Source organism: Pseudomonas sp. Marseille-QA0892, from assembly GCF_054950135.1.
Window position 1 is genome coordinate 178,461 of record NZ_CM143104.1, and the last position, 14,838, is coordinate 193,298.

Consider the following 14,838-nt stretch of genomic DNA (forward strand, 5'->3'; position numbering starts at 1 on the left):
TGTTCTCGGCCGTCCTTGCTTCGCTGTGGCGCTGCACCTCTTTCTGTGGGGCTCCGCGCATGAAACTGATCCTGCGCGAGCCCTTCGAAGCGCTGTGGCGCGGCCGCGACGCGTTCGAGGCTGTCGAACAATTGCAGGGCGAGGTGTTTCGAGAGCTGGAGGCGCGCCGCACGCTGCGCACGGAAATCGGCGGCCGCGGCTACTTCGTCAAGATTCACCGGGGGATCGGCTGGGCAGAGATTTTCAAGAACCTCATTACGATCAAGGCCCCCGTACTGGGCGCCGGACAGGAGTGGGCCGCAATCGAGCGGCTGACCCAGGCGGGCGTTCCCACCATGCGTGCGGTTGCCTACGGTGAGCACGGCAGCAATCCGGCAGACCAGCATTCGTTCATCATCACCGAAGAGCTGGCGCCTACGATCAGTCTGGAAGACTACTCCATCGGTTGGGGTGCGAATCCCCCAGCGCTCGCCGTCAAGCGAGCACTGATCGAGGAGGTCGCGCGAATGACGGGCGACATGCATCGTGCAGGGGTCAACCATCGCGATTGCTACATCTGTCACTTCCTGCTGCACACTGACCGCCCTGTCGAGCGCGGACAGTTGCGCCTGTCGCTCATCGACCTGCATCGCGCGCAGACCCGTGCTGCGACGCCGCTGCGCTGGCGCAACAAGGACCTTGCGGCGCTGTATTTCTCGGCCCTGGAGATCGGGCTGACGGAGCGGGACAAGCTTCGCTTTCTGAAGCATTATTTTCGAATGCCGCTCAAACGCATCTTGCGCGAAGAGGGTGCCTTGCTCGCACGACTGGAGAGACGTGCAGCCAAGATGATGGTGCGCTACAAGCGCAAATATGCCACGGGGGATCTATGAGTTTCTGGCGCTTCTCGGGGGATGCCAATGCCCACGAAAAGGCCGCATTCGCCAACATGGACGATGTGTTCGCCGTCACCGGCGAGAAAATAGCCAGCGATCCGTTATCGCAGGTACTTCGCATGGAGTTGGAGGGGCAGGCCTATTACGTCAAGCGCTACTGGGGCGCCGGCAAGGGGCTTCGGCGCTGGATGGGGCGCCCTCGGGTGAAGGCCGAGTGGCAGAACCTGCGTCTCTTCACGAAGTGGGGCATCCCAACGGCCCCGCTTGTAGGCTGGGGGCTGGAGCGCCGCTTATCAGGCCTGTTCATTCGCGGCGCGTTGATTACACGTGAGCTGGTCGGTACGACCGATCTGGCGCGCATGAGCGAAGCGAACGATCCACGTTTGCGTGATCGCGGCTGGATCGAGGACATTAGCCACCAACTGGCGGTGGCCACCCGTACGCTGCATCACCACCACTTCGCGCACAACGATCTCAAATGGCGCAATATCTTAGTCGACGAGCAGCGCAAGGTGTATCTGATCGACTGTCCGTCCGGCTCTTTCTGGCGCGGGCGCCTGCTGCGTCGAAAGATCATCAAGGACCTCGCGTGCCTCGACAAGATCGGAAAATATCAATTGTCCCGAACGCAGCGTCTGCGCTTTTATCTGGATTACAGTCAAAAGACTCGGCTGGATGCAGCGGACCGTACGCGGATTCGTGAAATCCTGGATTACTTCGAGGGGCGTGAATGAACGACTTCATCAGTCAGGATGATCGCGCGCTTCTGGAGCGGCATGGTCTGGCTGACTTCGATGCGCTCTGGTCGGTCAATGTGCCCGCTGTGGACGAACCCAATACCGGCCGCGGTGGGTGGAGTCAGGTATTTCGCCTCGACCTCGGCGAAGCAGCCTTCTACCTCAAGCGCCAGAAGAACTACCTTACGCGTACCCCGTTGCATCCCCTCGGTGAGCCGACGTTCGCGCGGGAGTTTCGTAATATCCGCCGGTATGAACAGCGCGGCATTCCGGCGCTACGCGCCGCATTTTTCGGTGAGCGCAAGGTACAAGGCGAGCGCAGGGCCCTCCTGCTTACGCGCGCACTGGATGGGTGGCGCGATCTGGACAGTTGGCTTGGCCAGTGGGGCGAGTTGGCGCAACCGCTCAAGGATCGTCTGACGGGTGCCTGTGGACAGTTGGCTCGGCTGCTACACAGCGCGGGCGAGCGGCACGGCTGCTTCTATCCCAAACATATCTTCCTGCGGGCGCATGCTGACGGCTTCGATGCGTGCCTGATCGATCTGGAAAAGACCCGGCCGCTTTGGCTTGGACGCATTGACCGAATCAAGGATATCGAGCCGCTCCTGAGACGAACGCCCGTCTGGAGCGAGCACGATGTACGCGAGTTCGTCGGCGCTTATCTTGAATTGCCGTCCGAAAGCCAACCAGTGGCCAAGTGGTACGCTCGGCTGGGGCAGCGCCGTCAGAACAAGGAGCGTCGCGCTTGAAGCTGTCGGTGTTGGCAACGACCGGTCGCGATCCTGCGGCGCCGTTGGCCGTCAGGGTGCCTGCTGGGGATATCGAGGTCATCCGTTGGCTTCGTGTGCTGCCAGGGCAGCGCTACGTAGCCGAGGCGACGTGGAGCGGAAAGCACGTCCTGGCGAAACTGTTTGTCGGCAGTAAGGCTGAGCGGGCCCTGAAGCGTGAGCGAGAAGGCGTCCGCCTATTGCAGGATCAGCAGATCACCACGCCTGAGCTGCTCGCCGAAGGCCATGAAAGTGGGGAGGGCGGATGGCTCCTCTTCGCCTTTCTGGATCATGCGCAAAGTATCGATGAACGCTGGGCGGCCGTTGAGTCCCAGCCGCTGCTATCGGACAGCCAGTCCGACGTTCTCGCAGAGGCATTGTCAACGCTGGCGCAGATGCACCTGCGGGGCATCTGGCATGATGACCTTCATCTGGACAACCTGCTGTACCAGGACGGCGCGACCTATGTCATCGATGGCGGTGGCGTCGCAGGCGAGCAGCCTGGCCGCGCGTTATCCCGGGCGAGGGCACTGGATAACCTCGGCATATTCTTCGCCCAGTTGCCCTCCACAATCGATCCGCATATCGAAACGCTGTTGGTGCATTACCTGCTCGTCAACGCCGAACACGCGCTGCCGCTCGAAACGTTGCTGGCCAACGTCCAGCGAGTAAGAGCGTGGCGGCTGCGCGATTACCTGGCCAAGGCGGGCCGCGATTGCAGCCTGTTTTCGGTTTCTCGTAACAGCAGCGAATTGCAGGCCATTCGCCGATCCTGGCGGGACCGCCTGCAACCGGTTTTGCTGGCAGCGGACGAGCATCTTGATCGCGGCGTGCGCTACAAGGGCGGTGGCACGGCAACCGTCGCTCGCATCGAAGTTCAGGGCGAGCCCGTGCTACTCAAGCGCTACAACATCAAGGGAGCCGTTCATTGGGCTCGCCGGTTCTGGCGGCCGAGCCGTGCGTGGCATAGCTGGATCGAGGGCTTGCGACTGGAATTTCTCGGGATCGCGACCGCGCGCCCGCTGGGGATGCTGGAAACGCGGTGGATGGGCCTGCGTGGGCGGGCCTACCTCCTCACTGAGCATCTGGATGGCCAGGACATCATTGCAAGGTTCGCACCTTACATCGAAGCGACACCGCCCGATGATGAGCTGGCGGCGCTCGACACATTGTTCGCTGCCTTGCGCACCAATCGCATCAGCCACGGCGACCTGAAGGGGCATAACATCTTCTGGCACCAGGGGCGCTGGACGCTGATCGATCTCGATGCCGTTCAACAACATAAGACCGATGCCGGCTTCGAGGCGGCCTACGCACGGGATCGGTCGCGTTTTCTGCGCAACTGGCCAGCTTCTTCGGCCCTCCATTCGCTTCTCGATGCACGGCTGCCGCGCGCCGGATAGCGGCTTCGGGGATGAAACCTGGCGGCGTGTTTTCTAGAATGCGCGGATCGAACCTTATCGGGGCACCGGGCTACGCGTTCCCGGTGCCCCGCCCTCATTTGCTTAACCCCTGGGAGAACTATGGCACGTAAAGACAAGACCCGTGGCGCAGCCGGCTGGCTGTTCGCTGTATTGGCGCTTGCGATCATCGCGGTAGGCGCAGGTTTCGCTTACGCAGCCACGCAGGGGCTGCTAATGGTAGGCACGGCCTATGGCGTCGCCGTCGGTGTCGCACTGGTATTGGCGGGCGTGCTGCTTATCGCCAACCATGCCGCTGGGATCTGGCTGTTTGGGCTGTTGGCCATCGTTGCGATGGTCTGGTCGGCACGTGCCGTAGGGCTGGATGGCGATGCGCTCCTGCCTCGACTCGGATGGATTACCGTGATCGGCGTGCTCCTCTTCGTTTTCTGGCCTGTTGCACGTCGCTTGCTCGCGCCGGTCGGCAGGATCGGCTACGTAGGCGCTACGCTCGGGCTGGGCGTGATTGCAGCCGGTCTCATTGCAGTCTCGATGTCCATGGGCGCAGGCGCCTGAGGCGGCCTGCGCGGGCTGTGCGTTTCGCTCCAGCTAGGCTGCATTCACCACACGGTGCACGCGCGTCGACCGCGTGGGATTGCTAACGTCGTCACGCTATAATCCAACGCTTTGAATGTGACGTCGGCGCGGCACGCGGCCACGGTTTCGATAGAGGTATTCCTTTGGCATTGACGATTCTCGGTCTGTCCGGCTCCCTGAGCCACGACCCCTCCGCTGCGCTCTACATCGACGGCAAACTCATCGCCGCCGCTGAAGAAGAGCGGTTCGTACGCGACAAGCATGCGAAAAACCGTATGCCGTACGAGTCGGCCAAGTTCTGCCTCGAGCAGGCGGGTATCAAGCCTTCGGATGTCGATGTCGTCGCCATTCCGTTCGCGCCCATCAGCATCTTCGAGAAGGCTCGCTGGCACTATGCCAAGCGCTATTGGTATGCGCCGGATCGTGCGTTGGACGCGATCTTCATGGGCAACCGCCGGTACCATCGCTACAAGAAACGCATTCAGTGGTGTCTTCAGCAGCTCGGCTTCGACCTGAAGAAGGTCAAGATCGAGTCCGTGGAGCACCATCTGGCACACGCCTCCAGTGCGTATCACTGCTCGGGGTTCACCGAGAAGACCGCCATCCTGGGTATCGACGGCAAGGGCGAGTACGCCACTACCTTCTTCGGCTGGGGCGAGAACGGCAAGATCCACAAGATCAAGGAATTCTATGATCCGGATTCGTTGGGCGGGCTCTACGGTGCCGTGACCGAGTACCTCGGTTTCGAAATGCTCGACGGCGAATTCAAGGTCATGGGCATGGCCCCGTATGGTGACGCGGCCAAATATGATTTCTCGCGGTTGGCCAAGTTCGAGAATGGCGAGCTGGTGATCAACACCGACTACGCGAATGTCATCGGCTTCCGCCGCTACAAGGACAAGGGCAAGGGTTACTACTTTTCGCCCAAGCTCATCGATTGGCTGGGGCCGAAGCGCGAAGGCGATATCGCGGATGACCCCTATATCCACTATGCCGCGAGCATGCAGGCGCTGTTCGAGAAGCTCGCGCTCGAGATGATGGATTACTACCTCGGCGACATCATCCGCGAGACCGGCAAGATTGCCTTCGCTGGCGGCTGCGCGCTGAACGTGAAGCTGAACCAGAAAATCATCGCGCGCCCCGAGGTGAAGGAGCTTTTCGTCCAACCAGCCGCTGGCGACGCCGGTACCGCTGTCGGTGCGGCAGCGTATGTGTCCCACCAGCGCGGCGTTCCGGTCGAGAAGATGGAACACGTCTACCTTGGCCCCGCGTACAGCAACGAAGACGTCATCGCCGCCTGTGCTCGCCACCCCAACAAGCCAACTTGGCAGAAGCTGGACAACGTCCCCGAGCGCATCGCACAGATCATGGTCGACGGCAATCCGGTCGCCTGGTTCCAGGGACGCATGGAGTTCGGCCCCCGCGCATTGGGCGGACGCTCCATCATCGGTTGCCCGAGCGTGCCGGGCGTGGCCGATCGCATCAACGAACAGATCAAGTTCCGTGAGCGCTGGCGCCCCTTCTGCCCATCGATGCTCGATACCGTAGCGCCGCAGATGCTCAAGGTTGATCATCCAAGCCCATTCATGACCTTCACTTTCGAAGTGAACGAAGGCTGGAAGGAGCGCGTTGGCGAGGTCGTCCATGAAGACGGTACCTCCCGTGCCCAGGTCCTGGAGCGCCGCTTCAATCCGCGCTGGTACGACCTGATGAAGGAACTGGAGAACCTGACCGGCAATGGCGTCTCCCTCAACACCTCCCTGAACCGCCGCGGTGAGCCGATGATCTGCTCCCCGACCGACGCACTCAACATGTTCTATGGCTCGGATCTGCAGTATCTGATCATGGAGGATGTGTTGGTCGTGAAGGATGGTGCCGAGACATCGAATAGTGTCTGAACAATGGGTCCTGCAGTTCTGCCACGGGTACGATGGTCCCTTCCTGGATTGCGCGCGGCAATACGCTGCGCTGTTCGAAGGCACCCGCTTCAAGGTCACGACGGTCTACCTGACTGGCGAGCCGGACGAGCGCGTACGTAAGGGATCCGCGTCTGACGACGTGATTTTTCTCGGTTACGGAAGCAAGGCTGTTCGCGGCCTGAAGCTGGGCGCCATTCGAGACATCAAGCGGATCGTTGCAGAGCGGGAGTATGCGTTCTGTATCGCGCATCGTTCCAAGCCAACATACGTGGCGTTGTTGGGAACGAAGCTTCCCGTCATCGGCGTGCATCATGCCTTTGGGGATTTCGAGCGTAGATCTCGCCGCACGTTTGCGAATCTCTTCCGCAAGCGGCTTTCGCTTCTGGCTGTCTCAGATGCGGTGCGTGACGATGTACGAGCGTGCTTGCCAGACTGGCCGGAAATGCGCATCCAGACCCTTCACAACCGAACTGACGTAGCAGCACTTGAAGCCGAGCACGTACCCCGCGCCACTGCGCGCGCGCACCTTGGGCTTCCCAGTGAAGCGTGGGTCATCGGTAATGTCGGCCGCTTGCACCCTGACAAGGATCAGAAAACCTTGATCGAGGGATTCGCTCGCGCACTGCCGAGGCTTCCAACCGATAGTCTGCTAGTCATAGCAGGTGAAGGCAGGCTGGAGCAGCCCCTGAAAATGCTGGCCAACCACCTGGGCGTCAGCGAGCGTGTTCGCTTTGTGGGACAGATTCCAGCCGCTAGACGGTATTTCACGGCCTTCGATGCATTCGCTCTAACTTCTGATCATGAGCCGTTTGGAATGGTGCTACTCGAGGCCATGGCGGCAAAAATTCCAGTGGTCTGCAGCGACTGTGGCGGGGCCCCTGAGGTCGTTGGCGACACAGGCTGGCTATTTCCGTTTGCCGATGCGACCCAATTGGCCGAGCGGTTCGTAGATATTGCTGGTGCCGGCGCTGGGGAGCTTAAGGCAAAAGGTATGGCCGCCTGGTCTCGCGCTCAGACGCTTTTCTCCGATAGCCACGCACGTCTTCGGTTCGCTGCAATTTACCCCGAATGGTCACTTGAGGTATGACAGTGCCCGAGCGTCACGTGCCAACACTACCGCGTGTGCGGATGGTCATCCCTTACTTCGGACACTGGCCGTTTTGGTTCGATTTCTTCTTGGCAAGCTGCAGGCGTAATCCTACGTTTGAATGGCTGTTCTATACGGACTGCGGAGTACCGGAAGGCGCGCCGGATAATGTGCAGTTCATCGAAATCGATTTTGGTGCCTACTGCCAAAAAGTGTCTGATCGGTTGGCCATCGATTTCCGGCCGGACTCGGCCTATAAGCTATGCGATATCAAGCCAGCGCTGGGCCATGTGCACGCTGACGAACTCGAAGGCTATGATTTCTGGGCATTCGGCGATATCGACGTCATATACGGCGACCTACGTGCGTACTTCACATCGGAGCGCCTGGCGACGAAAGATCTCTTCGCGACGCACCATCGGCGAGTGTCCGGTCATTTATGCCTGATACGAAATACGGCCGAGATGCGTCAAGCATTCATGCGCATCCCTCTTTGGCAAGCGCGATTCGAGGATTCTCGGCATCAGGCGCTGGATGAAGGGGCATTCAGCCGAATCTTCATCAAACACAAGAACTGGCCTGAAAGCTGGCGTCTGTTCGCTGCGAGGTTCTATTCGTGGAGTCGGCGGGCGGAATTCGTAGAAGCCCACAGTACGTACACATTGCTTCCCGACGGAACTCGAATCGTGCCCGAGCGATGGTTCTACCGCGATGGCGTGTTAACCAATAGTGAGCAGGGCAAGCAAACGCTACCGTATCTGCATTTCATGGTTTGGAAAAACGAGGCATGGCGTACGCGGGCGGAAGAAGAGCTTCTAGGCCCGCCGGGGTTGCCCGACCAACCCAATTGGCAAATTGATGCCCACGGCTGGCACTCACTCGAGACGAATTGATGGGTAGTTCCAGGCAGCCGCTGGTAAGTGTCCTCATACCGTGTTTCAACTACGCCGCGTATGTGGCTGACGCCATCAAGAGTGTTCTTGCACAGGATTATCCCTGTTTCGAGGTGATCGTCATCGATGACGGTTCAACGGACTCGAGTTTGCAGGAGATCGAAAAGGCTGTTGCGGCTTATCAACCGCAAAGTTTGGCGATACGCGTCGAAGTCATCAGTCAGATCAACCAGGGCGTAAGCGCTGCCTTGAATACGGGGCTGGCTGCCGCGAGGGGTGAATTCATTGCGACGTTCGACGCCGACGATTTAATGCCGCCAGGCAGGCTTTCGGTCCAGGCGGATTATCTCGACAAGTGCCCTGAGGTTGGATGTCTCGGCGGGCTGGCTATTCGGATCGACGAAGCAGGCGAGCTGCTGCCCAAGAAGTCCAAGCGCAGGGCGGTGAAGCGATACACGTTCGACGAAGCGCTGGCCTCCGCGCTGGTCGTTGGCGGCAACATTGCGGTCTACCGACGTGACGCGATGGAAAAGGCCGGCGGTTACGATCCGACCATTCGTGTTCAGGATTTCCAAATGACTCTGCGGGTGGCCCACGCGGGCTATTACGTGGACATCCTGCCCGAGGTCGTCACGCTGTATCGCAAACACGAGGGCAGCCTGTCCAAGGATTACAAGTCAGAGTATCGCTACGGTCTACAGGTCATTCAGGCCTATGCAACGCATCCGCTATACGGCTCGGCGAAAGCGCGTTTGATTACAAAGGCACTGCGCGCGGCGGTCACGGACGACAAGCGTTTCGCTTGGGGCCTCCTACGGGAGGTGCCCTTGAAAGAGTGGGACCGGCAGCTTCTGAAGCGGCTGCGCCACCTGTTGTTCAAGCCGTCACGGCGGGCATCCTCTTGAGCGCCCAGCCGCTCGCTCATGTGGTTTGGAGTAGTGGCAGCCGTGTATCCGAACAGCGAGCGTAGCCGCGAGCCAGTGCGTCCAGACATTCCTCGAACAGCCATCGGCGATCATCTTCGTAACGTTGCATGTGTTTTATGTTACGGCGCCTCTTCGCGGCGGACAGGCTATCCCGCTCGACATGCATGTCGGCGAAATCGATAAGACCAAGCGTCCCATCCGGGAGCAGAAGCACATTGCCTAGATGCAAGGATCGGAAGTAGACACCTTTCTGGTGGAGTTTACCCAGTAGGCAACCGAACTGCTCGGCCAGCGCGTGCCGGGCGTCGTCGTCAGCATCTCGCATTGCCTGCCGAAGCGTGACCCCCGGCAAGCCTGCGTAGTGGACAGCGGTCCGTTGCGGCTGGTCGATCCGATAAACCTGAATGATTTCCGGCGCAGGTATATCTAGCCGTTTTAGCGCTTTCGCATTGTCTGCAAAACGCTTGGCATAGGGGTAGAAGGCCTCGGACGACACCAGCCTTTTTCGCCTGAACAACTTGAAGAAGCTGCCATCCGCCAAGCGAAGCACCTTCGGGCCATGGCTATCCTGCTCAAGCAGGGCGGCATCGTTTGTAAGCGCCGAATAGGCCTCGGTAGACATCTGTCGCATAACGCAATTCCAGTTGGGACGCGGCGATTCTAACGGTTCGCGAGGCAATCCTCACGGAGCGTCTGAAATTGCCAAATGACCGCTGATTGGGAGGCAGAGGCGCGGATGATACAATCGCGTCTTTGTTCGCCGAGCGTCTTCTATGTCTGATTCGTCCAGCGACCAGCCGCGCATGTCTAGCTTCAAGCTATACATGCGCCTACTGACGTACGTGCGTCGGTACTGGCTCATGTTTGCCGTGAGCATGGTCGGCTTCATTGTATTTGCCTCTACACAGCCCATGATGGCGGGCCTGCTCAAATATTTCGTTGACGGTCTGGCTAACCCCAATCAGGGCATCATGCAGTTGCCGCTGGTGGGCGAAGTCCAGCTGCTCTACGGCGTCCCGCTAGCGCTGCTGTTCATCACGATCTGGCAAGGGATAGGCTCCTTCCTGGGCGGCTACTACCTTGCGAGAGTCTCGCTCGGTTTGGTGCAGGATTTGCGGATTGCTCTGTTCGACAGCCTCTTGAAGCTGCCCAACCGCTATTTCGATATGCATTCTTCCGGGCATCTCATTTCCCGCATCACCTTCAACGTCACCATGGTGACGGGCGCTGCTACCGATGCGCTGAAAGTAATGGTTCGTGAAGGGCTTACCATTATCTTCCTGTTCGGCTACCTGCTATGGATGAACTGGAAACTGACCTTGGTGATGGTCGCCGTGCTGCCCGTGATCTCATTGATGGTAAGGGCTGCCAGCAAACGTTTCCGAAAGCAGAGCCGGCAGATCCAGGGCGCCATGGGCGAGCTGACCCATGTGGCTTCCGAGACGATTCAGGGCTATCGGGTAGTTCGCAGCTTCGGTGGCGAGCGTTACGAGACCGAACGTTTTCGGCAAGCGAACGAAGACAATACGCGCAAGCAGTTGAAGATGACTCGCACCTCTGCGGCCTATACGCCCATGCTGCAGTTCGTCACGTATTGTGCCATGGCCCTGCTGATGTTCTTGGTGCTCGTGCTGCGCGGTGACGCGTCAGTGGGCGATCTCGTCGCGTATATAACCGCGGCAGGACTTCTGCCGAAACCTATTCGACAGCTTTCCGAAGTCAGCTCTACGATACAGAAAGGTTTGGCGGGGGCTGAGAGCATATTTGACCAGCTCGACGAGCCTTATGAGCGTGATAACGGTACCCAGACTCGCGAGCGAATCGAAGGCCGGATTGAGGTGAAAGATCTGAGCTTCACCTATCCAGGCAGCCAGAAGCGCGTCCTGGACGGCATTAATTTCGTTGTCGAGCCGGGCCAAATGGTGGCACTCGTCGGCCGCTCAGGAAGTGGCAAATCCACGCTGGCTAACCTTATTCCACGCTTCTATCAGCATGAGCATGGGACGATTCTGCTGGACGGCGTCGACGTGGAGGACTATCGGATCGACAACCTCCGCCGCCACATCGCGCTAGTGACGCAGCAGGTAACCCTCTTCAACGACACTGTCATTCGTAATATCGCCTATGGCGACCTGGCATCTGAGCCGTTGGAGCATGTAAAGCGTGCTGCCGAGGATGCCTATGCCGCTGAGTTCATCGAGAAGCTGCCGGAAGGTTACGAAACGCTCGTGGGGGAAAACGGCGTCTTGTTGTCCGGTGGTCAGCGACAGCGGCTGGCGATCGCTCGAGCACTGCTTAAGAATGCGCCGATTCTTATTCTCGACGAAGCGACATCCGCGCTGGACACTGAGTCTGAGCGTCACATTCAGGCAGCGCTGGACCAAGTGGTAGAGGGGCGCACGACGCTTGTCATCGCCCATAGGCTTTCCACGGTCGAAAAAGCTGATCTGATCTTGGTAATGGACCAGGGGCGGATCGTCGAGCGCGGTACGCATGAACACCTACTGGCTGCGGGCGGTGCTTATGCTCGGCTGCACGCAAGCGGTTTCGAGGAAAGAGCCGAACCACAACCCGCTTCCGGTGGAACCGAAACGCCACTGGCGTAGTCGGCAGAGCTACCTCTCAAACAGGCATTACAAATGCAGTTCAGCGATACCAGCGATGTGACTGTCGTCTTGACCAGTTGCGGGCGATTCGAACATCTCAAGCGGACACTGGAAAGTTTCGACAGATTTAATACTGCGCCCATCAAGGCCGTCATCATCACCGAGGACTCGGGAAGCGAAGACGTATTTGATGCAATTCCGACGCACTGGCGGCCCTACACAACGGTTCACGTCAATCGAACAAAGCTTGGTCAGCTTGCGTCCATTGACCTTGCATACTCTTCCGTTGAAACACCTTACATTTTTCATTGCGAGGATGATTGGGAGTTCTATCGCCCAGGTTTCGTCGAGGACTCGCTAAGCATACTCGCTGCAATGCCTGATGTGCTTCAGGTGTGGCTCAGGAGTTATCGGCACGACGTAGCCGTCAACTATCCTTTCCACTCGTTGGGCGAGCGCAATGTGATCGGTGGTTGTGCTTTTTCGAAGCTGCTATCCAGCAAAAGCGAGTGGCAAGGGTTCTCGTTCAACCCCGGCTTGCGCCGACTCTCCGACTACCTGCCAATGGCGCCATTCTCCCGGTTTGCCAGTTCGCCTGAGGGCGAGTCTGGGCTATCCAGAGAATATTCTGGCTTGGGTAAATATGCGGTCGTTTTGGAATCCGACGCGGTCATACATATCGGAGACGACGCTCATGTCTGGGGGGCGGCCGATGATCGCCGAGTGGCTGACCGGAAGCGGCGGCGCATCAAGCGAGTCGCCACCTTTCTAGCAGTCTGGGTATTCGGCTTCGCTGTGGGCTATTTCGTGACGGGTGGTTTATGACGTTCCCGAGCGCTGGTGAAAACGGCCGGTTCAATCGCTGGAGCGAAAGCGCGAGGCTGGCATTGGTGCTCTGTGCATTGTTTGGCCTGTTCGCCGGCCGATTTTGGTGGCCAGGTGAGGCAAGCACATGGGCGGGCTTCATTCGAAGTTGCCTGTTCGTCGGCTTGCTGTTTGCTATGCCGGCGCTTCCGAGACTGATCCCCGCATTGCGAAGTAACCCATACGCGTGGCTATTGTTGGGACTGCTTCTCTACATTGGATTGAGCAGTCTGTTTTTGGGTAACGGTAAGACGGCGCGTCGGGTGGCGTTGCTTCTTGCGCTGCTCGTGGGCACCTGTGCCGTTTACCGCTCTGTTGGCATAGCCTTGCTACGACCGATTTTGGTTGCCATGGTCTGCGTTTCGGCTGGTGCTTCCGGTTATGCACTTTATGATCACTGGCAGCAGGGGCTTCTGTTCCAAGGGTACAGAGTTGGCGCAATAGCGAACTCGGGACTGATGGGTTTCGCTGAGTTCGAGAACAGCGTTCTCGCGTCATTGGAAATGGCATTTTCCTTCGTTTCCGCGCTCTGGCTCGTCGTGACAAGTCGCCACAACCTTTCGCGGCTTGCGCTACTGCTCCTCTGGTTGCCGATCGCGGTCTACCTCTACTGCACCTTTGGCCGGTCCGGTTGGCTGGCTGCCGCTGTGGCGACTGCGGTGGTGCTCGTCTTTGCCTTGAAAGGGACCGCCAGAAGGAATGTGCTCATAGGTGTGCTTGCAAGTGTTGCGGCTTTATTCGCCCTTTTTCACGATCGGATCGCCTACGAGCTGTTTCAGCGCAGCCTGACGCATCGAGATGAGATCTGGTCAATGGTCCTCGGCCTGATGCCAGGGCATTGGATATTCGGGCACGGTGCCGACATCACCGTCGAGACCTTACTGGGCGTGCAGCCACTAGGTGGCGTAGATGTCGTCATCAACCATTCCCACAGCATCTACATCGAAGTTTTGTTTAACTACGGGTGGGCGGGTCTTGTTGGCTTTATAGGTGTTCTAATCGGCGCATTTTGTGTTCTCTGGGCCGAGCGCGAAGAGCCATCCACCTGCCTGTGGCTGGCCATCCTCGCAGGTGCCTGTGTGACCATGGCATTCGACTTCTCATCGTTCGTTTCGACTCCAAATCTGTTATGGCTGTGGTTGTGGTTTCCGCTTGGATGGGCGCTTGCAATATCGTGCCGCCGATCGATCGAACGGGTTGAGGCAACGAGCAATGCGTAAGGAGTCAAAAGGTCGATGGGACGGGATGAGGCGCGTATGCTGAATTTATCCCGGTTCTGGCGTGAGCGCGGTTGGTCAGTGATCGACGACGCTGAGTATGCAGAAGCCTGGAACGCCTATGGTGGCAGCGTTGTTACCCACCCCGATGTGGTGGCGCGCCTTGCAGATCTGGCACGGATCCCCGTGCGATACCTCGGCTGGCAGGCCGAGGGTGAGACGGTAGCCGCGGTACCCTGCTGGGGACGTTACCTGGCGCTGTCGAAGGAGGGGCTGAAGAAGCACCGCAAGAAGCGACTGTTTGACTTGGGAAATGCCGAGATCATCCTACCTGCTGCGCCTGGCGCGGGTGCCGTTCTTCGCCAGAGAGCCGAGTATCTGGGGGAACCGAGCGCGCAGCGCTTCACGGGGCTGAAGCAGCAGAAAGAATCTCTGATGATTGCGCGTGAGCCCGAGGCGCTATCGAAGAAATTCCGCTACAACCAGCGGCGAGAGTTGCGGCTACTTGAAGATTCGGGCGGTACGCTCCGGCCGGTTCAAGATCATTCGCACTTGGAGCTGGCCGAGATCTATTCGGATCTGTTCCAGCGTCGGTGGCAATTCGCTGTTCCAGGTGCGGATCATCTATCCCAGGTGTTCGAGCTGATGCATCCGTTCATGACGGGGCAGGTTGTCTATATGGACGACGTGCCTATCGCCATTCAGGTGCTGTACAGGGTCGAGTCGCCAGAATGGATAAGTGTCGAATACATCAATGGCGGCGTCGATCCAGCGAGTCGCAACTTCAGTCCCGGAAGCGTCCTGAGTTATGTGAACGTCCTTGCTGCTTGGGAAGATGCCCGAAGCCGCGGCAAAACGTTACGTTATTCGTTTGGTCGCGCCGACCGCGAGTACAAGGAGCGTTGGTGTCGTAAGCAGCCCGTTTACGAGGTCTGAAGGACCGCTGGTTG

At 58.9% G+C, this 14,838-nt stretch carries 14 protein-coding genes; 13 read left to right on the plus strand and 1 reads right to left on the minus strand.

Annotation, left to right across the window (positions count from 1 at the left end; translation table 11 throughout):
* Positions 1-59: 59 nt before the first annotated feature.
* From rfaP to ACY8D3_RS00855, 9 genes are all read left to right on the plus strand, one after another.
* Positions 60-872: a lipopolysaccharide core heptose(I) kinase RfaP gene (rfaP, locus tag ACY8D3_RS00815; protein WP_462381082.1), complete on the plus strand. Its 813-nt coding sequence runs from the start codon at positions 60-62 to the stop codon at positions 870-872.
* Positions 869-1,609, plus strand: a complete 741-nt coding sequence (locus ACY8D3_RS00820; RefSeq protein WP_462381083.1) for a lipopolysaccharide kinase InaA family protein — start codon at positions 869-871, stop codon at positions 1,607-1,609. Before rfaP ends, ACY8D3_RS00820 begins: the two co-directional genes overlap by 4 nt.
* Complete coding sequence (locus ACY8D3_RS00825; RefSeq protein WP_462381084.1) at positions 1,606-2,361, plus strand: lipopolysaccharide kinase InaA family protein; 756 nt, start codon at positions 1,606-1,608, stop codon at positions 2,359-2,361. The genes ACY8D3_RS00820 and ACY8D3_RS00825 overlap by 4 nt, the downstream gene beginning before the upstream one ends.
* Positions 2,358-3,782 carry a lipopolysaccharide kinase InaA family protein gene (locus ACY8D3_RS00830; RefSeq protein ID WP_462381085.1) on the plus strand — a complete coding sequence of 475 codons (1,425 nt, stop codon included), beginning with the start codon at positions 2,358-2,360 and terminating at the stop codon, positions 3,780-3,782. Before ACY8D3_RS00825 ends, ACY8D3_RS00830 begins: the two co-directional genes overlap by 4 nt.
* 120 nt (positions 3,783-3,902) lie before the next feature.
* Positions 3,903-4,355 (plus strand): hypothetical protein, encoded by a 453-nt coding sequence (locus tag ACY8D3_RS00835; protein WP_462381086.1) that lies wholly within the window; start codon positions 3,903-3,905, stop codon positions 4,353-4,355.
* A 164-nt stretch (positions 4,356-4,519) separates the two neighbouring features.
* A complete protein-coding gene (locus ACY8D3_RS00840) occupies positions 4,520-6,274 on the plus strand; it encodes a carbamoyltransferase family protein (protein WP_462381087.1) in 1,755 nt (584 codons plus the stop codon).
* Positions 6,246-7,382, plus strand: coding sequence for a glycosyltransferase (locus ACY8D3_RS00845; RefSeq protein WP_462381088.1), 1,137 nt, complete (start codon positions 6,246-6,248; stop codon positions 7,380-7,382). Before ACY8D3_RS00840 ends, ACY8D3_RS00845 begins: the two co-directional genes overlap by 29 nt.
* Positions 7,379-8,275 (plus strand): DUF6625 family protein, encoded by an 897-nt coding sequence (locus tag ACY8D3_RS00850; RefSeq protein WP_462381089.1) that lies wholly within the window; start codon positions 7,379-7,381, stop codon positions 8,273-8,275. Before ACY8D3_RS00845 ends, ACY8D3_RS00850 begins: the two co-directional genes overlap by 4 nt.
* A complete protein-coding gene (locus ACY8D3_RS00855) occupies positions 8,275-9,180 on the plus strand; it encodes a glycosyltransferase family 2 protein (protein WP_462381090.1) in 906 nt (301 codons plus the stop codon). The genes ACY8D3_RS00850 and ACY8D3_RS00855 overlap by 1 nt, the downstream gene beginning before the upstream one ends.
* Before the next feature lie 16 nt (positions 9,181-9,196).
* On the opposite strand, the gene ACY8D3_RS00860 is transcribed toward ACY8D3_RS00855, so the two are convergent.
* Complete coding sequence (locus tag ACY8D3_RS00860; protein ID WP_462381091.1) at positions 9,197-9,832, minus strand: BUD32 family EKC/KEOPS complex subunit; 636 nt, start codon at positions 9,830-9,832, stop codon at positions 9,197-9,199.
* A gap of 142 nt (positions 9,833-9,974) precedes the next feature.
* On the opposite strand from ACY8D3_RS00860, the gene msbA reads away from it, so the two are divergent.
* The 4 genes from msbA (at position 9,975) to ACY8D3_RS00880 (ending at position 14,824) form a co-directional block, all read left to right on the plus strand.
* A complete protein-coding gene (gene msbA, locus ACY8D3_RS00865) occupies positions 9,975-11,807 on the plus strand; it encodes a lipid A export permease/ATP-binding protein MsbA (RefSeq protein WP_462381092.1) in 1,833 nt (610 codons plus the stop codon).
* A 33-nt stretch (positions 11,808-11,840) separates the two neighbouring features.
* Positions 11,841-12,632 (plus strand): glycosyltransferase family protein, encoded by a 792-nt coding sequence (locus tag ACY8D3_RS00870; protein ID WP_462381093.1) that lies wholly within the window; start codon positions 11,841-11,843, stop codon positions 12,630-12,632.
* A gap of 77 nt (positions 12,633-12,709) precedes the next feature.
* Entirely contained in the window at positions 12,710-13,891 is a 1,182-nt protein-coding gene (locus ACY8D3_RS00875; RefSeq protein WP_462381094.1) for an O-antigen ligase family protein, read from the plus strand.
* A gap of 36 nt (positions 13,892-13,927) precedes the next feature.
* Positions 13,928-14,824 (plus strand): GNAT family N-acetyltransferase, encoded by an 897-nt coding sequence (locus ACY8D3_RS00880; RefSeq protein WP_462381096.1) that lies wholly within the window; start codon positions 13,928-13,930, stop codon positions 14,822-14,824.
* The last annotated feature ends 14 nt before the right edge of the window (positions 14,825-14,838 follow it).